The 24,129-nt window shown below is 66.5% G+C and carries 23 protein-coding genes, 1 tRNA gene and 1 other annotated feature; of the genes, 21 read left to right on the plus strand and 3 right to left on the minus strand.

Annotation, left to right across the window (positions count from 1 at the left end):
• Positions 1-134 precede the first annotated feature (134 nt).
• From steA to xerD, 5 genes are all read left to right on the plus strand, one after another.
• On the plus strand, positions 135-1,316 hold the full coding sequence (steA, locus tag G6N66_RS12155; protein WP_085234230.1) for a putative cytokinetic ring protein SteA: 1,182 nt from the start codon (positions 135-137) through the stop codon (positions 1,314-1,316).
• A gap of 7 nt (positions 1,317-1,323) precedes the next feature.
• Positions 1,324-2,265 (plus strand): copper transporter, encoded by a 942-nt coding sequence (locus tag G6N66_RS12160; RefSeq protein ID WP_085234229.1) that lies wholly within the window; start codon positions 1,324-1,326, stop codon positions 2,263-2,265.
• A gap of 117 nt (positions 2,266-2,382) precedes the next feature.
• Entirely contained in the window at positions 2,383-4,134 is a 1,752-nt protein-coding gene (locus tag G6N66_RS12165; protein WP_085234228.1) for a CTP synthase, read from the plus strand.
• Entirely contained in the window at positions 4,127-4,750 is a 624-nt protein-coding gene (locus G6N66_RS12170) for an NUDIX domain-containing protein (protein ID WP_085234306.1), read from the plus strand. Before G6N66_RS12165 ends, G6N66_RS12170 begins: the two co-directional genes overlap by 8 nt.
• Entirely contained in the window at positions 4,747-5,685 is a 939-nt protein-coding gene (gene xerD, locus G6N66_RS12175) for a site-specific tyrosine recombinase XerD (protein WP_085234227.1), read from the plus strand. The genes G6N66_RS12170 and xerD overlap by 4 nt, the downstream gene beginning before the upstream one ends.
• Positions 5,686-5,774: 89 nt before the next feature.
• Here xerD and G6N66_RS12180 read toward each other — a convergent pair whose 3' ends face one another.
• Positions 5,775-6,527 (minus strand): O-methyltransferase, encoded by a 753-nt coding sequence (locus tag G6N66_RS12180; protein WP_085234226.1) that lies wholly within the window; start codon positions 6,525-6,527, stop codon positions 5,775-5,777.
• Positions 6,528-6,690: 163 nt separating this feature from the next.
• Here G6N66_RS12180 and G6N66_RS12185 point away from each other — a divergent pair, with 163 nt between their 5' ends.
• From G6N66_RS12185 to G6N66_RS12260, 16 genes are all read left to right on the plus strand, one after another.
• Positions 6,691-7,554, plus strand: a complete 864-nt coding sequence (locus G6N66_RS12185) for a ParA family protein (protein WP_085234225.1) — start codon at positions 6,691-6,693, stop codon at positions 7,552-7,554.
• A complete protein-coding gene (locus G6N66_RS12190) occupies positions 7,551-8,378 on the plus strand; it encodes a segregation/condensation protein A (RefSeq protein ID WP_085234224.1) in 828 nt (275 codons plus the stop codon). Before G6N66_RS12185 ends, G6N66_RS12190 begins: the two co-directional genes overlap by 4 nt.
• Positions 8,378-9,082 carry an SMC-Scp complex subunit ScpB gene (scpB, locus tag G6N66_RS12195; protein WP_085234223.1) on the plus strand — a complete coding sequence of 235 codons (705 nt, stop codon included), beginning with the start codon at positions 8,378-8,380 and terminating at the stop codon, positions 9,080-9,082. The genes G6N66_RS12190 and scpB overlap by 1 nt, the downstream gene beginning before the upstream one ends.
• Positions 9,082-9,819 carry a pseudouridine synthase gene (locus G6N66_RS12200; protein WP_085234222.1) on the plus strand — a complete coding sequence of 246 codons (738 nt, stop codon included), beginning with the start codon at positions 9,082-9,084 and terminating at the stop codon, positions 9,817-9,819. The genes scpB and G6N66_RS12200 overlap by 1 nt, the downstream gene beginning before the upstream one ends.
• Positions 9,816-10,478 carry a (d)CMP kinase gene (gene cmk / locus G6N66_RS12205; protein ID WP_085234221.1) on the plus strand — a complete coding sequence of 221 codons (663 nt, stop codon included), beginning with the start codon at positions 9,816-9,818 and terminating at the stop codon, positions 10,476-10,478. Before G6N66_RS12200 ends, cmk begins: the two co-directional genes overlap by 4 nt.
• Positions 10,475-11,875 (plus strand): ribosome biogenesis GTPase Der, encoded by a 1,401-nt coding sequence (gene der, locus G6N66_RS12210; protein ID WP_085234220.1) that lies wholly within the window; start codon positions 10,475-10,477, stop codon positions 11,873-11,875. The genes cmk and der overlap by 4 nt, the downstream gene beginning before the upstream one ends.
• 47 nt (positions 11,876-11,922) lie before the next feature.
• Positions 11,923-13,356 carry a PE family protein gene (locus G6N66_RS12215; RefSeq protein WP_085234219.1) on the plus strand — a complete coding sequence of 478 codons (1,434 nt, stop codon included), beginning with the start codon at positions 11,923-11,925 and terminating at the stop codon, positions 13,354-13,356.
• A 34-nt stretch (positions 13,357-13,390) separates the two neighbouring features.
• Positions 13,391-14,815, plus strand: coding sequence for a PE domain-containing protein (locus G6N66_RS12220; protein WP_085234218.1), 1,425 nt, complete (start codon positions 13,391-13,393; stop codon positions 14,813-14,815).
• A gap of 128 nt (positions 14,816-14,943) precedes the next feature.
• Positions 14,944-15,711 (plus strand): SDR family NAD(P)-dependent oxidoreductase, encoded by a 768-nt coding sequence (locus G6N66_RS12225; protein ID WP_232079280.1) that lies wholly within the window; start codon positions 14,944-14,946, stop codon positions 15,709-15,711.
• Entirely contained in the window at positions 15,705-16,622 is a 918-nt protein-coding gene (locus tag G6N66_RS12230; protein ID WP_085234216.1) for a 3-hydroxyacyl-CoA dehydrogenase family protein, read from the plus strand. Before G6N66_RS12225 ends, G6N66_RS12230 begins: the two co-directional genes overlap by 7 nt.
• The gene (locus G6N66_RS12235; protein WP_085234215.1) at positions 16,619-17,449 is read left to right on the plus strand and encodes a cyclase family protein; all 831 of its coding nucleotides are present in this window, start codon (positions 16,619-16,621) and stop codon (positions 17,447-17,449) included. Before G6N66_RS12230 ends, G6N66_RS12235 begins: the two co-directional genes overlap by 4 nt.
• A gap of 2 nt (positions 17,450-17,451) precedes the next feature.
• Positions 17,452-17,802: a beta-D-galactosidase gene (locus G6N66_RS12240; protein WP_085234214.1), complete on the plus strand. Its 351-nt coding sequence runs from the start codon at positions 17,452-17,454 to the stop codon at positions 17,800-17,802.
• Positions 17,799-18,620: a BKACE family enzyme gene (locus tag G6N66_RS12245; RefSeq protein ID WP_085234213.1), complete on the plus strand. Its 822-nt coding sequence runs from the start codon at positions 17,799-17,801 to the stop codon at positions 18,618-18,620. The genes G6N66_RS12240 and G6N66_RS12245 overlap by 4 nt, the downstream gene beginning before the upstream one ends.
• A complete protein-coding gene (locus G6N66_RS12250) occupies positions 18,617-19,384 on the plus strand; it encodes an IclR family transcriptional regulator (protein WP_085234212.1) in 768 nt (255 codons plus the stop codon). Before G6N66_RS12245 ends, G6N66_RS12250 begins: the two co-directional genes overlap by 4 nt.
• Positions 19,381-19,854 carry a lipocalin-like domain-containing protein gene (locus tag G6N66_RS12255; protein ID WP_085234211.1) on the plus strand — a complete coding sequence of 158 codons (474 nt, stop codon included), beginning with the start codon at positions 19,381-19,383 and terminating at the stop codon, positions 19,852-19,854. The genes G6N66_RS12250 and G6N66_RS12255 overlap by 4 nt, the downstream gene beginning before the upstream one ends.
• A 35-nt stretch (positions 19,855-19,889) precedes the next feature.
• Positions 19,890-19,963: transfer RNA gene (locus tag G6N66_RS12260), tRNA-Pro, on the plus strand.
• Between the two features lie 252 nt (positions 19,964-20,215).
• Here G6N66_RS12260 and G6N66_RS12265 read toward each other — a convergent pair.
• Both G6N66_RS12265 and G6N66_RS12270 read right to left on the minus strand, forming a co-directional pair.
• A complete protein-coding gene (locus G6N66_RS12265; RefSeq protein ID WP_232079281.1) occupies positions 20,216-22,549 on the minus strand; it encodes a DEAD/DEAH box helicase in 2,334 nt (777 codons plus the stop codon).
• Between the two features lie 294 nt (positions 22,550-22,843).
• A protein-coding gene (locus tag G6N66_RS12270) for an IS3 family transposase (RefSeq protein WP_408632889.1) occupies positions 22,844-24,083 on the minus strand; the annotation gives its coding sequence in 2 pieces (ribosomal slippage) (positions 22,844-23,792 and positions 23,791-24,083; 1,242 coding nt in all).
• Positions 23,693-23,808: a sequence feature (AL1L pseudoknot), on the minus strand. It overlaps the preceding gene by 116 nt.
• Positions 24,084-24,129: the final 46 nt, after the last annotated feature.

Below are 24,129 nucleotides of genomic sequence, written 5' to 3' on the forward strand. Positions count from 1 at the left end.
CCGCTGTGACCACAGGAGCGAGAGTTACGCCTCCGATATCCCCCTGTGACAGATGTGGCGCAATATAACTTCTGTGACGGGTGTTACGGCGCGCCTCCCCGCCCTGGTCACGCTTCACCGACAGAATCGCCCCCATGAAGATGTCAGGCCTACTTTCCCGCAACACCGCCCGGCCGGGCGTCACCGGCACCGCCCGGGTGGACCGGAACATCGACCGACTGCTGCGCAGGGTCTGCCCCGGCGACATCGTGGTGCTCGACGTCTTGGATCTGGATCGCATCACCGCCGATGCACTGGTTGAGGCCGACATTGCGGCCGTCGTCAACGCATCGCCGTCCGTCTCGGGCCGCTACCCGAACATGGGGCCCGAGGTGCTGGTCAACAACGGGGTCACGCTCATCGACGAGACCGGGCCCGACGTCTTCAAGAAGGTCAAGGACGGCAGCAAGATTCGCCTCTACGAAGGCGGTGTGTACTCCGGTGACCGGCGGCTGATCCGCGGGACCGAGCGCACCGACCACGACATCGCCGACCTGATGCGCGAAGCCAAGAGCGGCCTGGCCGCTCACCTGGAGGCATTCGCCGGCAACACGATCGAGTTCATCAAGAGCGAAAGCCCGCTGCTGATCGACGGCATCGGCATCCCCGACGTCGACCTCGACCTGCGCCGCCGGCACGTGGTGCTCGTCGGCGAGGAGTTCAGCGCCGCCGACGATCTCAAGTCCCTCAAGCCGTTCATCAAGGAGTACCAGCCGGTGCTGGTCGGTGTCGGCAGCGGCGCGGACGTGTTGCGCAAGGCGGGCTATCGCCCACAGCTGATCGTCGGCGACCCCGACAAGATCAGCACCGACGCCCTCAAGTGTGGTGCGCATGTCGTGTTGCCCGCCGACGCCGACGGCCACGCCCCGGGCCTGGAGCGAATCCAGGACCTCGGTGTCGGGGCGATGACGTTCCCGGCGGCCGGCTCGGCGATGGACCTGGCCCTGCTGCTGGCCGATCATCACGGCGCAGCCCTGCTGGTCACGGCCGGCCACACCGCCAACATCGAGACCTTCTTCGACCGGACGCGCGCGCAGAGCAACCCGTCGACCTTCCTGACCCGGCTGCGGGTGGGCGAGAAGCTGGTGGACTCCAAGGCGGTCGCCACCCTCTACCGCAATCACATCTCGGCGGGCGCCATCGCGCTGCTGGCGCTGACCATGCTGATCGCCGTCATCGTCGCGCTGTGGGTGTCACGCACCGACGCCACGGTGCTGCACTGGGTTGTCGACTACTGGAACCGCTTCTCCCTGTGGGTGCAGCACTTGGTCAGCTAGGGGGCCCATGATCTCGTTACGCCAACACGCGTTCTCACTGGCGGCCGTCTTCCTGGCGCTGGCCGTCGGCGTGGTGCTGGGCTCCGGCTTTTTGTCCGACACCCTGCTGTCCAGCCTGCGTGCCGAGAAGCGTGACCTCTACACGCAGATCAACGGGCTCAACGACCAGAAGAACGTGCTGAACGAAAAGCTCAGTGCGGCAAACAACTTCGATAACCAGTTGGTCGGCCGCATGGTGCACGACGCGCTGGGCGCCAAGACGGTGGTGGTCTTCCGCACCCCGGACGCCAAAGACGACGACGTCGCCGCGGTGTCGAAGATCGTGGGTCAGGCCGGCGGCACGGTGACCGGGACGGTGTCGCTGACGCAGGAGTTCGTCGACGCCAACTCGGGGGAGAAGCTGCGCACCGTGGTGAACTCGTCCATCCTGCCCGCCGGCGCGCAGCTGAGCACCAAGCTGGTCGACCAGGGGTCCCAGGCGGGCGACCTACTGGGCATCACGCTGCTGCTCAACCCCAACCCGGCCCCGGCGGTGGAAGACGTTCAGCGGGACACCGTGCTGGCGGCGCTGCGCGACACCGGGTTCATCACCTATCAGCCGTCTGATCACGTCGGTGCGGCCAACGCCGCGATCGTCGTCACCGGCGGTGGGCTGCCCCAAGACGCCGGCAACCAGGGCGTCACCGTGGCCCGGTTCTCCTCCGCGCTGGCCCCGCACGGCTCCGGCACGCTGCTGGCCGGCCGGGACGGTTCGGCGGCGGGCGGCGCCGCGGTGGCGGTGACCCGCGCCGATGCCGGCATGGCGGCCGCGATCAGCACCGTCGACGACGTCGACACCGCACCCGGGCGGATCACCGCGATCCTGGGCCTGCACGATCTGATCAACGGCGGCCACGTCGGGCAGTACGGCACGGGGCACGGCGCCACCTCGATCACCGTGCCGCAGTAGTCCCGCTTGGCCCACTCGGGCGTGTTTTCGGCGCGGCCGCGAGGCTGATGTTAGGGTGGGTTTCCGTGGGTCGGCAGGCCCAATACCAGCCCTGCCAGTCTTCACGGAGGTCGCTAAGTGCGAAAGCACCCCCAATCCGCCACCAAGCACCTCTTCGTCAGCGGTGGCGTTGCATCCTCGCTCGGCAAGGGATTGACGGCCAGCAGTCTCGGCCAGCTGCTGACCGCGCGCGGGCTGCAGGTGACGATGCAGAAGCTCGACCCCTACCTCAACGTCGACCCCGGCACCATGAACCCGTTTCAGCACGGCGAGGTCTTCGTCACCGAGGACGGCGCCGAGACCGACCTCGACGTCGGTCACTACGAGCGATTCCTGGATCGCGACCTGTCCGGGTCGGCGAATGTCACTACCGGGCAAGTCTATTCGACGGTGATCGCCAAGGAGCGGCGCGGCGAGTACCTCGGCGACACCGTCCAGGTGATCCCGCACATCACCGACGAGATCAAACGGCGCATCCTGGCGATGGCCCAACCCGACGCCGACGGCCAGCGCCCCGACGTCGTCATCACCGAAATCGGCGGCACCGTCGGCGATATCGAGTCGCAGCCCTTTCTCGAGGCGGCCCGGCAGGTGCGCCACGATCTGGGTTGGGAGAACGTGTTCTTCCTGCACGTGTCGCTGGTGCCGTACCTGGCCCCGTCGGGAGAGCTCAAAACCAAGCCAACCCAGCACTCGGTGGCCGCGCTGCGCAGCATCGGTATCACCCCGGACGCGTTGATCCTGCGCTGCGATCGGGATGTTCCCGAGGCGCTCAAGGACAAGATCGCGCTGATGTGCGACGTCGATATCGACGGCGTCATCTCCACCCCGGACGCACCGTCGATCTATGACATCCCCAAGGTGTTGCACCGTGAGGAACTCGACGCGTATGTGGTGCGCCGGCTGAATCTGCCGTTCCGCGACGTCGACTGGACCGAGTGGGACGACCTGCTGCGCAGGGTGCACGAACCGCAGGAAACCGTGCGAATTGCCTTGGTAGGCAAGTATGTCGAGCTGTCCGACGCCTACCTTTCGGTCACCGAGGCGCTGCGCGCCGGCGGGTTCAAGCACAACACAAAAGTCGAGATGTGCTGGGTGGCCTCCGATGACTGCCAGACGGCCAGCGGCGCCGCGGCGGCCCTGGGCGACGTGCACGGTGTGCTGGTCCCCGGCGGGTTCGGCATCCGCGGCATCGAGGGCAAGATCGGCGCCATCGCCCATGCCCGGGCGCGGGGGTTGCCGGTGCTGGGGCTGTGCCTGGGCCTGCAGTGCATCGTGATCGAGGCCGCCCGCTCGGCGGGTCTCACCGACGCCAATTCGGCCGAATTCGACCCGGACACACCGCATCCGGTGATCTCAACTATGGCCGACCAAGAACAGATCGTGGCCGGTGAGGCCGATCTGGGCGGCACGATGCGGCTGGGCGCCTATCCCGCGGTGCTGCAGCCGGATTCCGTTGTGGCGCAAGCCTATGGCACCACCCAGGTCTCCGAGAGGCACCGGCACCGCTACGAGGTCAACAACGCCTACCGCGACAAGATCGGCGAAAGCGGGCTGCAGTTTTCCGGCACGTCGCCCGACGGGCATCTGGTCGAGTTCGTCGAATACCCCGCGGAGGTGCATCCGTTCGTCGTGGGCACCCAGGCCCACCCGGAGCTGAAGAGCCGGCCGACCCGGCCGCATCCGCTGTTCGTCGCCTTCGTCCGTGCGGCGATCGACTACAAGGCGGGCGAGTTGCTGCCCGTAGAGATCCCTTCGATTCCCGAGCAGTCGTCCAACGGCAACCAGCTCAAAGAGCGGTCGCTACGTGAACCCGCGGCCCGTGGCTGAGCACGTCTTCGCGACGACGTCGTCCGAAACCTTATACACCGGAAAGATTTTCGCGCTGCGCCGCGATCATGTGCATATGCCGGGCGGTAAAGAGGTGGTCCGGGAAGTCGTCGAGCACTTCGGGGCCGTCGCCGTGGTGGCGATGGACGACGACGACAACATCCTGCTGGTCTACCAGTACCGCCACCCACTCGGTCGCCGGCTGTGGGAGCTGCCTGCCGGGCTGCTCGACGTCCACGGCGAGGCGCCGCATCTCACCGCCGCCCGGGAGTTGCAGGAGGAGGCGGGCCTGCAAGCCGGCAACTGGCGGGTGCTGGTCGATCTGGATTCCACTCCCGGCTTCAGCGACGAATCGGTGCGTGTCTACCTGGCCACCGAGTTGAGCCAAGTGGATCGGCCCGAGGCGCATGACGAAGAAGCCGACATGACGCTGCAGTGGTATCCGTTGGAGGACGCCGCGAAAAAGGTGCTCAGCGGCGAAATCGTCAACGCCATTGCCGTTGCCGGGATTATGGCCGTGCACGCGGTCACCAGAGAGCTTTTCTTCACGCGCCCGGTGAACAGTCCGTGGATCGACAAGCCGACCGCGTTCGCGGCGCGGAAGGCCTCGCAGTGACGGCTGCCCTGCAAGCGCAGCTGCAGGGCTACCTCGACCACCTGACCATCGAGCGCGGGGTGGCCGCCAACACCTTGAGCTCCTATCGCCGAGACCTGCGCCGCTACTCCGAGCATTTGTCGGAGCGTGGAATTGACGATCTGGCCAAGGTCGGTGAGGACGACGTCAGCGAATTCCTGGCGGCGCTGCGCCGCGGGGATCCGGACTCCGGCAGGGCGGGGCTGTCCGCGGTGTCGGCGGCACGGGCGCTGATCGCGGTGCGCGGGTTGCATCGGTTCGCGGCCGCCGAGGGTCTCGCCGAGCTGGACGTGGCGCGTGCCGTGCGGCCGCCGACGCCGGGGCGTCGGCTACCCAAGAGCCTGAGCATCGACGAGGTGCTGTCGCTGCTCGAGGGTGCGGGCGGCGACAGCGCGGCCGACGGCCCGCTGACGCTGCGCAACCGCGCGCTGCTGGAGTTGTTGTATTCCACCGGATCTCGGATCTCGGAAGCCGTCGGGCTCGACGTCGACGACATCGACACCGAGGCCAGGACGGCGCTGCTGCGCGGCAAGGGCGGCAAGCAGCGGCTGGTGCCGGTGGGGCGCCCCGCGGTGCAGGCGCTGGACGCGTATCTGGTGCGGGGGCGATCCGAACTGGCGCGCCGGGGCCGCGGCACGCCGGCCATCTTTCTCAACGCGCGCGGCGGCCGGTTGTCGCGGCAAAGCGCGTGGCAGGTGCTGCAGGACGCCGCCGAGCGCGCCGGCATCACCTCGGGTGTGTCACCGCACATGCTGCGGCACTCGTTTGCCACCCACCTGCTCGAGGGCGGCGCCGACGTCCGCGTCGTGCAGGAGCTGCTGGGTCATGCCTCGGTGACGACGACGCAGATCTACACGCTGGTGACCGTGCACGCGCTGCGCGAGGTGTGGGCCGGCGCGCACCCCCGCGCGCAGTAACTGGCGTCGCCTCGGTTGACTCTGCGCTGAGGGTGGCGCCCACTCGCAAAACTCCGCCCTGAACGCAGAGTCAATGCCGTGAATACGCGCTAGCCCAAATAGTCGGACTCCAGCACCAAATCCGTTGCCAGCGTCTGGTACTCGACATGCGCCTTGTGTTCCACGGTCTTCCACAGCTTGCCCTGCTGTTCGCGCATGTACGCGCGATACTTCGGCGCGCCGGGGAACCTGACGTTGTCGGCGACCACGACCGACCCCGGATGCAGCCAGCCCCGGTCGACGATGCTGTGCAGATCGTCCAGATAGGCGTCTTTGTCGTGGTCGAGAAAGACGAAATCGATTGCACCAGTATGGAACCCGTGCTCATTGGCCAACGCGTCCAGGGTGCGCCCGCCGTCGCCGATGGTTCCGACGACGCACGTGACGCGGTCGGCGACGCCGGCGTGCGCCCAGATCTGACGGGCGTTGACGGCGTTGGCTTCGGCGAGTTCGACGGAGTACACCTTCGCGTTCGGCGCGGCACGCGCGATGCGCAGCGCGCCGTAGCCGCAGTAGGTGCCCAACTCCAGTGCCAGCTTCGGATCCGCGCGGCGCACGGCCGCGTCGAGGATCTCGCCCTTCTCGTCGCCGACGTTCATCAGGATGGACTTCTCGTAGGCGTACTTGTCGATCGTGGCCAGCACGTCGTCGATGTCGCCCGCCCGAGCGTTCCGCAGGACGTAGTCGACGGCGGCGGCTTCGCGTCCGTCCCCGATCTGGCCCGTGACGGTGATGTTGCGATTCCCGACCACCAGACGCCACACCGACCAGCGCAGCAGGGGCATCCGTCGCTTGAGATCCATAACTCACCACGATAGGGCCACCAATGTTGCTGGTGTGACTGGTGTTAAGCTTTAGCGAATTTGCGCATATTGGCTGGTGAGATTGCCTGCGGGTCGCCCGGCTTATGGGCGTGCAGCCGTTAGACTTTCCAGCGATGTTCACCTCCCGAACACATGGCCGGCGATGACCGAGCTCCCCGACAGCGACGTTCCGGTCGGCCCGACCGGACGCCCGCCGCGGGCGATCCCGGAGCCCCAGCCGCGCACGTCGCACGGGCCGGCCAAGGTCGTCGCGATGTGCAACCAGAAGGGCGGCGTCGGGAAAACCACGTCGACCATCAATCTGGGTGCCTCGCTCGCCGAATATGGCCGACGGGTGCTGCTGGTGGACATGGATCCGCAGGGCGCGCTGTCCGCGGGTCTCGGCGTACCGCATTACGAACTCGAGCAGACCATTCACAACCTGCTCGTGGAGCCGCGGGTGTCGATCGACGACGTGCTGCTGCACACGCGCGTCCCGCACATGGATTTGGTGCCCAGCAACATCGACCTGTCGGCCGCCGAGATCCAGCTGGTCAACGAGGTGGGCCGGGAACAGACGCTGGCCCGGGCGCTGTACCCGGTGCTGGACCGCTACGACTACATCCTGATCGACTGCCAGCCGTCGCTGGGCCTGCTCACCGTCAACGGACTGGCCTGCGCGGACGGCGTCGTCATCCCGACCGAATGCGAGTTCTTCTCGCTGCGCGGGCTGGCGCTGCTCACCGATACCGTCGATAAGGTGCGCGACCGGCTCAACCCCAAGCTGGAAATCAGTGGCATCCTGCTCACCCGTTACGACCCGCGCACCGTCAACGCGCGCGAGGTGATGGCCCGGGTCGTGGAGCGGTTCGGGGACCTGGTGTTCGACACCGTGATCACCCGCACGGTGCGCTTCCCGGAAACCACCGTCGCCGGCGAACCCATCACGACGTGGGCCCCGAAGTCGCAGGGCGCCCTCGCCTACCGCGCCCTGGCCCGCGAGTTCATCGACCGATTCGGCGCGTGAACGGGATCGCGAACGGCTCCGAGACCAGCGAGACGGCATCCCAGAACGGCTTCCAGGTCCGGCTGACCAACTTCGAGGGGCCGTTTGACCTGCTGCTGCAGCTGATCTTCGCCCATCGGCTCGACGTCACCGAGGTGGCGCTGCACCAGGTCACCGACGACTTCATCGCCTACACCCGCGAGATCGGCTCGCAGCTCGAACTCGAGGAGACCACCGCGTTCCTGGTGGTCGCCGCGACCCTGCTCGACCTCAAGGCCGCCCGGTTGCTGCCGGCCGGTCAGGTCGAGGACGACGAGGACCTGGCGCTGCTCGAGGTGCGCGACCTGCTGTTCGCCCGGCTGCTGCAGTACCGCGCCTTCAAGCATGTGGCGTCGATCTTCGCCGAGCTGGAGGCCAACGCGCTGCGCAGCTATCCGCGTTCGGTGGCGCTGGAGGAACAGTTCACCAGCCTGCTCCCCGAGGTGATGCTGGGCGTCGACGCGCAGACTTTCGCCGAGATCGCCGCCGTCGCGTTCACCCCGCGGCCGGTGCCCGTGGTGGCGCTGGGGCATCTGCACGAGCTGCAGGTGTCGGTGCCCGAGCAGGCCAAGCGGCTGCTGGAGATCCTCGAAGCGCGCGGCAGCGGTGCCTGGGCCACGTTTTCGGAGCTGGTCGCCGACTGTCAGGCGTCGATCGAGGTGGTCGGGCGCTTCCTGGCGCTGCTCGAGCTGTATCGGGCCCGGGCGGTAGCATTCGAGCAGTTAGAGCCGCTTGGCGTGCTCCAAGTTTCGTGGACCGGGGAACGGCCGACCAACGAAGCCCTGGTAGAAGTGCGAGACGAATGATGACTAACGACGTGCCCGACCTCGATCTCGATGGTGCCGTTTCTGGCATCCCCGACATCGCCGAGGTGGCGCCGCTGGATCCCGAGGAACTCGGCTCCGTGCTGGAGGCCCTGCTGCTGGTGGTCGACACCCCGGTCACCGTCGAGGCACTGGCCTCGGCCATCGAGCAACCCGTCTACCGGGTGACCGCGAAGCTCGAGGCACTCGCCGAGGAACTCACCGCGCGCGACAGCGGCATCGACCTGCGCAAGACCAGCGAGGGCTGGCGGCTGTACACCCGGGCCCGGTTCGCGCCGTACGTCGAGAAGCTGTTGCTCGACGGCGCGCGCACCAAACTCACCCGGGCCGCGCTGGAGACCCTCGCCGTGGTGGCCTACCGCCAGCCGGTGACGCGCGCGCGGGTGAGTGCGGTCCGCGGGGTCAACGTGGACGCGGTGATGCGCACCCTGTTGGCGCGCGGGCTGATCACCGAGGCCGGCACCGACGACGACACCGGCGCGGTGACGTTCGCCACCACGGAGCTGTTTCTGGAACGGTTGGGATTGGCCTCGCTGGCCGAACTTCCCGATATCGCGCCGTTGCTGCCCGACGTCGACACGATCGAAGACCTCAGCGAATCCCTGGACAGCGAACCACGTTTCATCAAACTCACGGGCGGCCAATCCTCCGACGAGGCTATGTCATTCGACGTGGACCAGGATTGATGGGCGAACCGGTCCGTTTGCAAAAGGTGTTGTCCCAGGCCGGGATTGCGTCGCGGCGCGCCGCCGAAAAGTTGATCATCGAAGGCCGCGTCGAGGTCGACGGCGAGGTGGTCACCGAACTGGGCACTCGGGTCGACCCGGACGCCTCGGTGATCCGCGTCGACGGGGCGCGGGTGGTTCTCGACGACTCACAGGTGTACCTGGCGCTGAACAAGCCGCGGGGGGTGCACTCGACCATGTCCGACGATCGTGGCCGCCCCTGCATCGGCGACCTGATCGAGCGAAAAGTTCGGGGCAACAAGAACTTATTTCACGTGGGCCGCCTGGACGCCGACACCGAGGGCCTGATCCTGCTGACCAACGACGGCGAGCTGGCGCACCGGCTGATGCATCCCTCCCACGAGGTGCCCAAGACCTACCTGGCGACGGTGACCGGGACGGTGCCGCGCGGACTGGGCAAAAAGCTGCGCGCCGGAATCGAGCTGGACGACGGCATCGCGCGCGTCGATGATTTCGCGGTGGTGGATGCGATACCGGGAAAGACGTTGCTGCGCTTGACCTTACACGAAGGCCGCAACCGCATCGTGCGCCGGATGCTGGCGGCGGCCGGTCACCCGGTGGAGGCGCTGGTGCGCACCGATATCGGGGCGGTGACGCTGGGGGAGCAGCGCCCCGGCAGCATCCGGGCGCTGCGCCGCGACGAGATCGGCCAGCTGTACAAGGCGGTGGGGTTGTGACGGTCGTCGTCGCCATCGACGGGCCGGCGGGCACCGGAAAGTCCTCCGTGTCAAAGGGATTGGCGCAAGAACTCGGCGCACGCTACCTGGACACCGGGGCGATGTACCGCATGGTGACGCTGGCGGTGCTGCGCGCCGGAGTCGACCCAGACGATGCCGAGGCCGTCGGACGGATCGCGTCGACGGTGCAGATGTCGGTGGACTACAACCCCAAGGGTGATCGCTATTGCCTTGCCGACGAGGATGTTTCGGCCGAGATTCGCGGCGATGCGGTCACCCGGGCGGTGTCGGCGGTGTCGTCGGTTCCCGCGGTGCGTACCCGACTTGTCGAGCTGCAGCGCCGCATGGCCAACGGCGGCGGCAGCGTCGTGGTGGAGGGCCGCGACATCGGGACCGTGGTGTTGCCCGACGCGCCGGTGAAGATCTTCTTGACGGCGTCGGCCGAAACCCGCGCGCGGCGCCGCAACGACCAGAACGTCGCGGCGGGCCTGCCCGACGACTACGAGGGGGTGCTGGCCGACGTGCGCCGCCGCGATCATCTCGATTCCACGCGTGCGGTGTCACCGCTGCGGGCGGCTGACGACGCCGTGGTCGTCGACACCAGCGCCATGACCGAGGAAGCCGTGATCGCCCACCTACTGGAGTTGGTGAAGCAGTGACCCACGACGGCACCTGGACCGACGAAAGCGACTGGGAACTCGGCGATTCGGACCTCGACGAGCTCGCTGAACAGGGACCGGCCCCAGTGCTGGCGATCGTGGGACGGCCCAACGTCGGCAAGTCGACGTTGGTCAACCGCATCCTGGGCCGGCGCGAAGCGGTGGTGCAGGATGTCCCCGGCGTCACCCGCGACCGGGTCTCCTACGACGCGCTGTGGACCGGACGCCGGTTCGTCGTGCAGGACACCGGAGGCTGGGAGCCCGACGCCAAGGGCCTGCAACAGCTGGTGGCCGAGCAGGCGTCGGTGGCCATGCGCACCGCCGATGCGGTCATCTTGGTCGTCGATGCCACCGTCGGCGCCACCGCCGCCGACGAGGCCGCCGCCCGCATCCTGCTGCGCTCGGGTAAGCCAGTCTTCTTGGCCGCCAACAAGGTTGACAACGAGAAGGGCGAGGCGGACGCGGCGGCGCTGTGGTCACTGGGACTCGGCGAGCCGCACCCGGTCAGCGCGATGCACGGCCGCGGTGTCGCCGATCTGCTCGACGACGTGTTGGCCGAGCTGCCCGAGGTGTCCGAAGCCGCAGCGGTGAGTGGCGGACCGCGCCGGGTGGCGCTGGTCGGCAAGCCCAACGTCGGCAAGAGCTCGTTGCTGAACAAGCTGGCCGGCGATCAGCGATCAGTGGTGCACGACGTGGCGGGAACGACGGTCGACCCGGTGGACTCGCTGATCGAAATGGACGGCAAAATCTGGCGATTCATCGACACCGCGGGCCTGCGCCGCAAGGTGGGTCAGGCCAGCGGTCACGAGTTCTACGCCTCGGTGCGCACGCACGCGGCCATCGATTCGGCCGAGGTGGCAGTCGTGCTGATCGACGCGTCGGCGCCGTTGACCGAACAGGATCTGCGGGTGCTGTCGATGGTGATCGACGCAGGGCGGGCGCTGGTGCTGGCGTTCAACAAATGGGACCTGGTCGACGAGGATCGTCGCGATCTGCTGGAGCGCGAGATCGACCGTGAATTGGTGCAGGTGCGCTGGGCGCAACGGGTCAACATCTCCGCCAAGACAGGTCGGGCGGTGCAGAAACTGGTGCCGGCGATGGAGAACGCGCTGGAGTCGTGGGACACCAGGATCGCGACCGGTCCTCTCAATACGTGGATCAAAGAGGTCGTCGCGGCCAACCCGCCGCCGGTGCGCGGCGGCAGGCAACCTCGCATCCTGTTCGCCACCCAAGCCACGACGCGGCCGCCGACCTTCGTGCTGTTCACCTCCGGGTTTCTGGAGGCCGGCTACCGACGCTTCCTGGAGCGGCGGCTGCGCGAAACATTCGGGTTCCAGGGCAGCCCGATCCGCATCAATGTGCGAGTGCGCGAGAAACGCGGACCTAAGCGCCGCTAAGGCTTATCCTCCGAAACAGTTATCTGGCACGAGGATCGGAGCCGCCGATGTCGTATGTGATCGCAGCACCGGAGGCCATTGCCGCGGTGTCGGGGGATTTGACCGGGATCGGGGACGCGATCAAGGGTGCCGCGTCTGACGCGGCGCCCTCGACAACGGCGATTGTCGCGGCGGCCGGCGACGAGGTGTCGGCGGCCATCACGAGTCTGTTTGGCAACTACGCCAAAGAATTTCAGACGCTGACCGCGCGAGCGACGCAATTTCACTCCGAGTTCGGCCATGCGCTGACCGCGGCTGCGACCAACTATGCGGCCGCCGAGGGGACGAATTTATCGCTGCTGGTGCGGGGGTTGCAGCAGCAGTTCTTCGACAAGGGCTTCTACTCGCCGTTTATCTATTTCACCGGGCACCCGCTGTTCGGTAACAAGGCTGTCGGGCCCGTCGTCACCGGCACCACCGGGCCGAGTCTGGGCGGCCGGCTAATCACCGGCTTCTTCAACGGGACTCTCGGCAACGGCAGCGGCGGTGTGACGCAGTCGACCGGGACGCCCGGCGCGGTGACCGGGGTCCGCGAGGGCACCTCCTACCTGAACCTGTCGGTCGGTGCCAATGGCTATTCGGCCCCGGCGCGCTGGTACTTCCCGACGCAGGCCGACGGGACGGTGAATGCCCGCGGTGTCATCTATCTGTCGCACGGTTTCCTGGCAACGGGCGGCTATTACAGCCCGCTCGCGATCGCGCTGGCGGAAACCACCGACTGCATCGTGGTCACCCCCACCGTGTCGTCGCTTCCGCTGCCCGGCGGCGCCTGGATCAGCGGCACTCAGATGCAGCACGCCGTCGGCGAATTGTTTATCGGCAACGAGGCGGCGCTGAATCTCAGCGCGAGCCAGGCCGGCTACCACGGCACGCTGCCGCAAGAGTTTGTGATTTCCGGGCATTCGGCCGGCGGCGGCCTCGCCACGGCGGCGGGCGGCGACTACGTCAAGGCCCTGGGGGCGGACATCGCCGACAACCACCTGCTCGGTGTGGTGATGTTCGACGGCGTCGCGACCAATGCCGGAAGCTTCGCGCCGTCGATCGCCAGCCTGCAGACGTTGAACATCCCGGACTACACGATCGCTGCGCCGCCCCAGATGTTGAATGCATACGGCGTCACCACCAACCAACTCGTCAGCCTGTACCCGAACCAGTTTGTCGGGGTGGAGCTGGCCAACGGTTCGCATGTCGATTCGATGCTCGGCGACAAGCCCGTCATCGACTTCGCCTCCCAGCTGGCCACCAGGTTCTCGCCCGGCGGCAACACCGCCGCCGTGTACACGCTCGCCGAGGGCTGGATCAACGACTTCTTCGCCGGTGGGGGGCCGAGCAACCCAATCAACGGGTTGTACGGAACCCCAACCGGCTATGAGCCCCCCGGCGGTCAGACGATCCCCCTTGGCCCGGCCACCGGGATCGTGCTGCCGGTGATTTCTTCCTAAAGCCCGCTTTGCCGTTGACGATTGGGGGGCACCGGTGTCGTCGTACGTGATCGCAGGACCCGAGGCACTTGCCGCGGTATCGGGGGACGTGAGGGGAATCGGGGAGGCGATCAAGGCGGCGGCCGCCGAGGCGGCGCCCTCGACGACGGGCATTGTCGCCGCGGCGCACGATGAGGTGTCGGCGGCCGTCACGCGTTTCTTCGGCCGCTACGGCGAAACATTTCAGACGCTGACCGCGCAGGCGACTCGGTTTCACACCGAGTTTGCGGATGCGCTGAGCGGCGCTGGGACGACGTATGCGGCCGCCGAAGCCTCGAATGCGTCGCTGTTGGTGCGGGGTCTACAGCAGCAGTTCTTCGACAAGGGGGTCTTTTCCCCCTTCATCTATCTGACCGGGCAACCGCTCTTCGGTAAGCAAGCCGTCGGGCCCGTGGTCACCGGGAGAACCGGGCCCAGCCTGGGTGGCCGGCTGCTGAGTGGCCTCTTCAACGGCAGCCTCGGCACCGGCAGCGGCGGCGTGACGCAGTCGACCGGGACGCCCGGCGCGGTGACCGGGGTGACCGAGGGGACCTCCTACCTGAACATTCCGGTTGGTCCCCATGGCTATTCGGCCCCGGCGCGCTGGTACTTCCCGACGCAGGCCGACGGAACGGTGAATGCCCGCGGTGTCATCTATCTACAGCACGGCTCGCCGGGAACCGGCGGCTGGTACAGCGATCTGGCGATTCAGCTCGCCGAGCGGACCGACTGCATCGTGGTCACCCCGACGGTGTCGTCGGTGTTCCTGCCGAACGGCGCCTGGCTGAACGGCGCGCAGATGCAGCAAGCCGTCGGCTCGTTGTTCCTGGGCAACGAGGCGGCGCTGAACGCCAGCGCGAACCAGGCCGGCTACCACGGCACGCTGCCGCAAAGCTTCGTGATTTCTGGGCATTCCGCCGGCGGCGCCTTCGCCACGGAGGCCGGCGGCGACTACATCGCCGACCTGGCCGGAAACCCCGCCGACAACCACCTTCTCGGGGTGGTGATGTTCGACGGCGCCGGAAACAACTCCACCGGCTTCGCGTCCGGGATCGCCAGCCTGAAGACGATGAACATCCCCGACTACACGATCGCCTCGCCGCCGCAGCTCGAGAACGGTTTCGGTGAAACCACGAATCAACTGGTGCATTTGTACCCGGGGCAGTTCGTCGGGGTCGAGATGGTCCACGGCTCGCATGTCGACTCGATGCTGGGCGATCACCCCCTCGTCGACGTCGCCGCCCAGCTGGCAACGAAGATCTCCCCGGGGGGCGACACGGCGGCCGTGTACACCCTGTCCGCCGGCTGGATCAACGACATGTTCGCCGGGGCGGGGCCGACCGACCCGATATTCGGGTTGTACGGGACGCCCGGCGGCTACCAGGCCCCCGGTGGCCAGGCGATCCCCCTGGGCCCGGCGACCGGGATCGTGCTGCCGTAATCCCGCGATGCGGCCACTGCGCTCTGCATCACAGGAATATTGCTTGACTTGGCGGCCGCCCGCGCCTAACGTCCTCTCGTATAACGAATTGATAATTCCGTATTGCGGGAATTATGTGGAGGTCAACGGTGACGGCGGCGGAGCGCTTCAGCGTGCGGGGCAAGTCGATACTGATCACCGGCGCGAGCGGTGCACTGGGCAGCGTCGCTGCCCGAGCGTTGGCCGACGCGGGAGCTCGGCTAATACTCGCTGGCGGTAACGCCGCGGGCCTGACCGAACTCGGCCTCGATGACGCCGTGCTGGTGACCCGGCGCCCCGACACCCCCGCCGACGCCGCGGCCATGGTCGAGGCGGTCGTCTCCCGCCACGGCGGCCTCGACGGGGTTCTGGTGGCGTCGGGGATGAACCACGTCGCGCCCATCACCGAGATGGCCGTCGAGGATTTCGACAAGGTAATGAGCGCCAACGCGCGGGGAGCCTGGCTGGTGTGCCAGGCGGCCGGGCGGGTGCTGCTCGATCAGGGCAGGGGAGGCAGCGTGGTACTCGTCTCGTCGGTCCGCGGCTCGCTCGGCCACCCCGCCGGCTACACCGCCTATTGCCCGTCAAAGGCGGCCACCGACCTGCTGGCCAAGAGCCTGGCGGCAGAGTGGGGCGGGGCCGGTATCCGCGTAAATGCGCTTGCTCCAACGGTTTTCCGGTCCGAAGTGACCGAATGGATGTTTGCCGACGACGACAAGGGGCGCGCCACCCGTGAGGCGATGTTCGCGCGAATTCCGTTGCGCCGCTTCGCTGAACCGGAGGACTTCGTTGGCGCCTTGATCTATCTGCTCAGCGATGCGTCGAGCTTCTTCACCGGCCAGGTGATGTATCTGGACGGCGGGTACACGGCATGCTGACTTCGGATTTCGGTTTCGCCCGCGCCGCGGTCGTCGGCGCCGGCCTGATGGGTAGCCGCATCGCGGGGGTGTTGGCCGCGGCCGGCCTGGATGTCGTCCTCACCGACACCAACACCCGTGTGTTGGACGACGCCGTGGCCGAGGCGAGCGAGGTGGCCGGTCCGGGGCGCGGCAAGGTGACCGCGGTCGCCGATCTGGCGGCGGCGGTGGGCGACGCCGATCTGGTCATCGAGGCGATCATCGAGGACCTCGCCATCAAGCAGGGCCTGTTCGAACGCTTGGCCGCGCTGGCACCATCTGCGGTGCTGGCGACCAACACCTCGGTGCTGCCGGTGGGTGCGGTCACCGAGCGGGTGCCCGACGGCGGCCGCGCGATTGGGATGCACTGGTGGAACCCGCCGGATCTGATCCCGATCGTCGAGGTGGTGCCCAGCGCGCGGACCGCGGCGGCCACCGTGGACCGCGTCATGGGTTTTCTCGCGCACGCCGGCAAGACGCCGGTGCGGGTCGGGCGCGACGTCCCCGGCTTCATCGGGAACCGGCTGCAACACGCCCTGTGGCGCGAGGCGATCGCGCTGGTCGCCGAGGGCGTCTGCGACGCCGAGACCGTGGATCTGGTGGTACGCAACACGATTGGGCTGCGGCTGGCCACGCTAGGTCCCCTGGAAAATGCCGACTACGTCGGCCTGGACCTCACCCTGGCCATTCACGAAGCGGTGATCCCCAGCCTCGACTCGCACCCCCATCCCAGCCCGCTGCTACGCGCCATGGTCGCCGACGGGCAACTCGGCGCGCGCACCGGCCACGGCTTCCTCGACTGGCCCCAAGGCGCGCGCGAACGGGCCGCCGCGCGGTTGGCCGCACACATCACTAGTCAGCTCGAAAGCATTGCACTGGAAGGAAAGTCATGAGTTACACCTGGCCGCTGGGCGAAGCCGAATCGACGTTGGAGTTCTACGACCTGTCGCACCCGTGGGGCCACGGTCAGCCGGCGTGGCCGTACTTCGAGGACGTCAAGATCGAGCGCCTGCACAACATGGCCCGAAGCCGGGTGCTCACCCAAAAGATCACCACCGTCATGCATTCCGGGACCCACATCGACGCGCCGGCCCACGTCGTGGAAGGCACACCGTTCTTGCACGAGATCCCGTTGAGCGCGTTCTTCGGCACCGGAGTCGTGGTGTCGATCCCGAAGGATAAGTGGGGCGTCGTCACCGCCGAGGACCTGGAGAATGCGACAGCTTCGATCAGACCCGGTGACATCGTCATCGTCAACACCGGCTGGCACCACAAGTACGCCGACAGCGCCGAGTACTACGCCTATTCGCCGGGCTTTTACAAGGAAGCCGGCGAGTGGTTCGCCGCCAAGGGCGTCAAGGCCGTCGGCACCGACACCCAGGCCCTGGACCACCCGCTGGCCACCTCGATCGGCCCGCACGGTCCCGCCGAACATACCGGCGGCCTACTGCCTTGGGCGGTAAAGGAATACGAGCAGGAGACCGGGCGCAAGGTGCTCGACGATTTCCCCGAGTGGGAGCCGTGCCACCGGGCGATCCTGTCAAACGGCATCTATGGTTTTGAGAACGTCGGCGGCGAGCTGGACAAGGTCACCGGCAAGCGGGTCACCTTCGCCGCGTTCCCCTGGCGCTGGGTCGGCGGCGACGGCTGCATCGTGCGGCTGGTGGCGATCGTCGATCCCAGCGGCAGGTATCGCATCGAGACGGGTGAGGCGGCGTGACGATGAACCTGACGCGGGCTTCTGATGCTCCCGGTTACGTTGTCCCGCTGCACGACGGTGTGCACGCGGTGCGCCTGCAGGGCCACGAGGCCGGGCCCACCGAACGATTGTGGGTCGGCCTGTCGACTTACCGTCCCGGGGGGATCGCCCAGGCGGCTCCCGCCAAGGAGGAAACCGTCTACATCGTGATCGACGGTGAGCTTGTCGTAACCGCCGACGGTACGTCCACTGTGCTGGGCCGGTACGACAGTGTGCACTTCGCGAGGGGTGAGGTGCGATCCATCGAAAACCGTTCCGGCCGTGAGGCGGTGCTGCTGGTGGTCAGCGCCCACCCACAGGAGGAAGTGTCATGAGTGTCGTCATCACCGTCGCACCGACCGGGCCGATCGCGACCAAGGCCGACAACCCGTCGCTGCCAACTTCTCCAGAGGAGATCGCGGTTGCCGTCGAGCAGGCCTACCACGCCGGTGCCGCCGTCGCGCACATCCACCTGCGCGACGAGAATGAAAGGCCCACAGCCGATTTGAATATTGCGCGCAGGGTGATGGATTTGATCGGCGAGCGCTGCCCGATCCTGATCCAGATGTCCACCGGGGTGGGGCTCACGGTGCCGTTCGAGGAGCGCGCGAAGCTCGTCGAGCTGCGGCCGCGGATGGCGACTTTGAATCCGTGCTCGATGAGCTTCGCCGACGGCGAGTTCCGTAACCCGCCGGATGCGGTGCGGCGCTTGGCCGAACGGATGCGCGAGCTCGACGTCAAACCGGAGCTGGAGATCTATGACACCGGGCATCTGGACGCGTGCCTGCGGCTGTGGCAGGAAGGCCTGCTGGCCGAGCCGCTGCAATTCAGCATCGTGCTCGGGGTGCGCGGCGGCATGGCCGCCACAGCGGACAATCTGCTGACGATGGTGCGCCGGCTTCCGCCCGAGGCGATCTGGCAAGTCATCGCGATCGGCCGGGCGAATTTGGAGCTGACCGCGATGGGTCTCGCGCTGGGCGGCAACGCCCGCACCGGCATGGAGGACACCCTGTATCTCCGGAAAGGTGAACTGGCGCCGAGCAATCAGGCGTTCGTCGCGCGCACGAAGCGCTTGGCCGAGGCGCTGGACCTGCCGGTGGCATCGGTGGAGGAGACCTCCGCGCTGCTGCGGTTATCGGGGGAGCAGCGGTGAGCGTCTCGGTAGACCAAGACACGCGCGGCGGCATTCAGGTCATCGCCCGCGCCGCCGAAATCCTGCGGCTGCTGCAGGCGCATCCGGGCGGGGTCAGCCAGGCCGAGATCGGGGAGCGACTCGGGATGGCGCGCTCCACAGTGAGCCGGATCCTCAACGCGTTGGACGACGAGGGTCTGGTGGCCTCGCGCGGGGCCCGCGGTCCGTACCGGCTGGGCCCCGAGATCGCGCGCATGGCGAGCACCGTGCGCCTCGGCGTGGTGATGGATGTGCACCCGTTCATGGAGGAGCTGTCTCGCGAGCTGGAGGAGACCGTGGACCTGTCGATCCTCGACGGCGACCGGGCGCGGTTCGTCGACCAGGTCGTCTCGCCGCACCGGCTGCGCGCGATCAGCGCGGTGGGCGAATCGTTTCCGCTGCACTGCTGCGCCAACGGCAAAGCGCTGCTGGCTTCGATGTCTGTTGCGCAGCAGGCGCAGGTGCTGCCCAGTCGACTCGCCCGGCTCACCGAGCACACCATCACGACCCCGGCGGCGCTGCGCAAAGAGCTCGAACGGATCCAGGCCGACGGTGTCGCCTACGACCGCGAGGAACAGACCGAGGGCGTGTGCGCGGTGGGAGCAGCGGTGCGGGTGGGGGAGCAGACGGTCGCGGTCAGCGTGCCCGTTCCGGCGCAACGGTTCTACGGCCGCGAAGATGCGCTTTCCGCAGCCGTGCTGGCGTGGGTGCGGAGCGTGACCGAGTGGTTCGCGGAGGCGAAGTGACGAAACCGTTGCGCGACAAGCTGGTTGGGGCATGGGAGCTGGTGTCCTACGTCGAGCGAGACCGTCCCGACGGGCCCATCAGATATCCGCACGGCGAGGATGCGCAGGGCTTGATCATGTACACGCCGGACGGGTACATGTCGGCGCAGATCCAGTCTGCCGGCCGGCCGAACTACGACCGACCGGTCGCCAGCGGTGGCTCCGTTGAGCAGGCCGCCGCCGCGGCGTTGGGGTATCTCGCCTACAGCGGGCGCTACTTTGTCGACGAGTCGACGGGAGACATTCGGCACGAGGCGAAGCTTTCGCTGGTGCCGAACTACCTGGGCAAGTTCCATCTGCGGCACAGCGACCTCGACGGTGATCGGTTGCGACTATCGGCGGAGACGCCCCTTCCCGACGGCGGGACGGTGTACTCGTCGCTGGTGTGGGCGCGTGCGGGGCGTTCCGGTGCGCAGCACGGCTTGCGGTAGGCTGTCGACCTGCTGCCGGTGATTTCGGTGGCGTGCGGGCTGTGGCGCAGTTTGGTAGCGCACTTGACTGGGGGTCAAGTGGTCGCAGGTTCAAATCCTGTCAGCCCGACCCGGAGAAGTAGGCCTTGACCTGCGATGATGTGTTGATATTCAGTCGTGACGGTTGGGTAGGTGCCGCAAATCTCCCTTGGGACCACATGCGGTGCCGGCGACGGGCTCGATGTACTCGTCTAGGGGAGTTTCTGCCAGCTAGACCACACGCCATGCACGCCATGCGCGCCTGTGCACGTTATGCGGCGCGACCGAGGGCGCTGTCCTTGTGCCGAAGTTGACCGCTGGTTAAGTGGGGTGGCGCGCAGTTCTATCGGATCATCTTGCGCGGGTCGGGGAAGCCCATCTTGATATAGCCGGGAGCTCGTTTCTTCAGCGAAGAGGCGATAACGGGGGTGCGCTCGTCGTGGTAGTCGTGCACGGTTGCGGTTGTCTTTGAGTGGTAGGGCCGGGTGACGCGGCCGATGTACTGGACGAGCCGGTTCTTGAAGGTGATCGGCGCGGCCAGGAACAGTGTGTCGAGGGCTGGGCAGTCGAAGCCTTCCCCGATGAATAAGCTGGTGCCGACGATCAGGAGTGGATCCGAGTCGGGCGTGTGGTTGGCAAGTTGGTCGGCGATTTGGCGGCGTTCACGAGCCTTCATGCCGCCGCTGAGGACGGTGACGGTCTTTCCTGCGGTCCGTAGCCGGTCGGTGATCGCGTTGAGGTGCTCGACCCATGTGGTGAGCACCAGGATGTTGGCGCCGGTTTCGGCGGCGGTCAGGACATCGGCCGCGATTTGGTCGAGTCGTGCGTGATCGGCGACGAGGGCGCGATAGATTTCGGCCATTCCACCGGGTGCGGTGGGATCGGCGTCGCCGCGGTATTCGAATTCGGTCGGGTGCAGGTGCAGAACCGGGTGGGGCGTCAGCAGGTCGGAGCTGTCGACCGGGAGTTGCCCAGTACTCGGCTGGTCGATCGCTACGTGGTGTGATCCGAGTTGGTGATAGATCAGGTCTTCGAGCCCGTCGCGGCGTTCCGGAGTCGCGGTCAAGCCGAGCCAGAAGCGCGCGGCTATGCGGCTCAGGACGCCGAAGAATGCGCTGGCGGCGACATGGTGGCATTCGTCCACGATGACGAATCCGTAGTTGGCGGTGATGTCTTCGACGTTGTCGCGGCGGGCAAGTGTTGGCAGTAACGCGATGTCGAGAATGCCTGTGGTTTTCGATCGCCCACCGCCGATTTGACCGCACTTGAAACCGAGGTGGCTGCTGATCCGGTCGCGCCACTGGTCGGCGATGGCTTTGCGATCGACAAGGACCAGAGTGGATGTGGACCGCGATTCGATTGCCGCGCAGGCGATCACCGTCTTTCCGGTACCCGGTGGCGCGACAAGGACGCTGGTGTCTTGTTCAAGGAGTTGGCGCAGTGCGCTGGTCTGCACCGTGCGCAACGGCGTCCTGCAGCTGAACTCGTGGTGTTCGCCGGTGATGCGCTTGTCATCTACGCGCAGTGTGCTGTCTGCCGATTCGACGAGTTCGGTCAGCAGCGGATGGAGCCCGCGGGGCAGGACGAGATCACCTTCGGCTGTTTGGTCGTAGCTGTAGAGGAACCGCGGTGTGTCCCAAGTGCTGCGGCGGGCGCGTTGGCGCGCATCGAACTCGGGGTTGCGGATCGAAGCGGCATGCTTGACCGCCGAGATCATGGCTGGGCCAAGATCATTGGCCTTCAGGGTGAGTCGGGATGTGAACTCTGCGCGGATGATTGGCGCAGGCCGCCGAACGATGCGTGACGACGTCGGCAACTGCAGACGCCGGACGTTGTGGCCGATCTGCGGGCCGGGAAGTTGACGCGCCAACGCGATCACGTCTTTGGTGGACAATCTGGCAATGCTTGACAGGTATGCCCACTGATCCTCGTATGGCTCAAGGGTAGCGGGATCGAGGAAGACGGTGGTGCCGTGTTGACGACGCTTGCCGTTCATCGGTGCCGCGATGAGATTGCCCACCCCACGCCCAGTGTGCACATCCTGAGCCGGGAACAAGCGGTCATAGCTACTCAGATGCATGCTGCCACGAAGCCGAAATGCCTCACCCAACAGACTCGTAGCGACGCTGCGGGCGACCGATGCCGAGATCGCATGAGCGAAGAAAATCCAGACGTGAGCTCCTCGTCCGGATTGTGACACCTCTAGCGCAGCCGGAATTCCATAGGAGCGAGCCGCTTTCATGTACGCGAGTGCATCGAGCATCGCGGCTTCTTTATCGAAATCGGCAGCTATCCACCAGCAAGTGTCGTCATCGCTGAGCGGATACAAGCCGACGTGCGCCTCGCCCCGCAGGTGAGCGTCAATGACCTCTGGAGTCAGCGGAAGGTAAGGTGCGTCGGCCCGATTCATACCCTTGCGCCAATGGCCCTTGATCGCCGGTATCCAACCCGAGCGGCCATCTCGGCGATTCTCCCAGCGAAGCGCGTAAACGTCGGTGCGAGAACGGAACAACTCGAAGAAGAACCGCACCTTATCAGCGGAGCTGGAGCCCATGGTCACCGGTGAGGTCGGCGCTCCCGTCAGTGTCGCTTGGTCACTGGCGGCTGCGCGTGCCTGTTCCTCACTCAACCGAAGAAGACGGCGCAGACGCAGATTATCGGCACGCAGAGTGTCCAACTCGCCAGGAAAGTTCTCGATGCCGCTAACGGTCGCTTCTCCTCGAACGGCAGCTATATGACGCTGCGGATGAGTTCGACGGCTTCGATCATCGAATAGCGTGCCACAAGATGGTCGAGAATCTCATCGACCGTGGACGAAGGCCGAACGAATCTAGAAGCCAGGCTAATCACTGCGCGATAGGCGATGTCGGGGGACACCGCGACGGTGTCAGCAGCGAACTGCGTAGGTGAGAGAACCGAAAGTGGATTGGGAATCTGCTGCGGGGGAAATGAAGTACCCCAGGTTTTGTTCCTAGTCGGTTGCGAGGGCCGGGGTTGGCTGGCTCGCGGGGTGTGAGGTGCCGGTGAGGGCGGCCTCGTACTCGGCGGGTGGAACGTAGCCGAGGGCTTCGTGCAGGCGTTCCTGGTTGTACCAGGCCACCCATTCGGCGGTCGAGAGTTCGACGTCGTCGATGCATCGCCAGGGTTTGCCACGGTTGATCAACTCGGTCTTGTAGGCGGCGTTGACGGCCTCGGCGAGGGCGTTGTCATAGCTATCGCCGCGCGATCCCACTGACGGTGCGATCCCGAGCTCGGCTAGCCGATCTGTATATGCCAGCGAGAGGTACTGGGATCCGCGGTCGGAATGGTGTACCAACTCAGATAGATCGGTATTCGACTGCCACACAGCATGATTAAACGCTTGAAGCGGGAGGTCCTCGGTGCGCATCGTCGCCGAGACTGCCCAGCCGACGATCTTTCGGGTGCATACATCAGTGACGAACGCGGTGTAGCAGAATCCCTGCCAGGTTCGCACGAAGGTGATGTCAGCGACCCACAGCCGGTTCGGTGCGCTGGCCTTGAACTGCCGATTGACCAGATCTGCCGGCCGCTGATCGGCCGGGTCGGTGATCGTGGTGAACACCGGTTTCCCGCGCTGAACGCCCCGCAGGCCCGCCTTGCGCATTAGTCGTCGGGTTTGTTCGCGGCCCAGGTGCCAGCCCTTGCGCTTCATGGCCCGGTGCATCTTGAGCACGCCGTAGACCGAGAAGTTCTCCCGGTGCACCGCCAGCAGGTCGGCGATCAGCTGCTCGTCGCGGATCTCACGGTCGCAGGGTGGGCGGGTCCGCGCGGCCCGATACCCGCGGGAGGTGAGAAAGCCCGGAATAGCTGCCCGCAACACCCGGCAGATGAGCTCGACCCCGAATTGATCGCGGTAGGTATCGATGAAGGCGATCATTTCGTCGCGGGCGGTCGAGCTCCGCTGCGAAAAACGCAGACGCAGACTTCAAAATCTCATTAGCTCTGCGTAATTCGGCGACCTCACGCTTGAGCCTGCGGATCTCGACATGCTCGGAACTGGACGTTCCAGGCCGCTCTCCGGCATCAACCTGAGCCTTACGCCGCCACCGACGCACCGACTCCTCAGCAACACCAAGTTTGCTGGCCACCGACTTGATGGCCATCGACTCAGAAATATCTGAATCCTCCAGCATGGTGTCCACCAAACGCGACGCACGTAAGCGGAACTCAAGCGGATACTGACGGGGCATAGTTCCAATCCTCCTACGAAGATCGGAACAAAACCTGGGGTACTTC

The organism is Mycobacterium conspicuum, from assembly GCF_010730195.1.
Taxonomy (GTDB): domain Bacteria; phylum Actinomycetota; class Actinomycetes; order Mycobacteriales; family Mycobacteriaceae; genus Mycobacterium; species Mycobacterium conspicuum.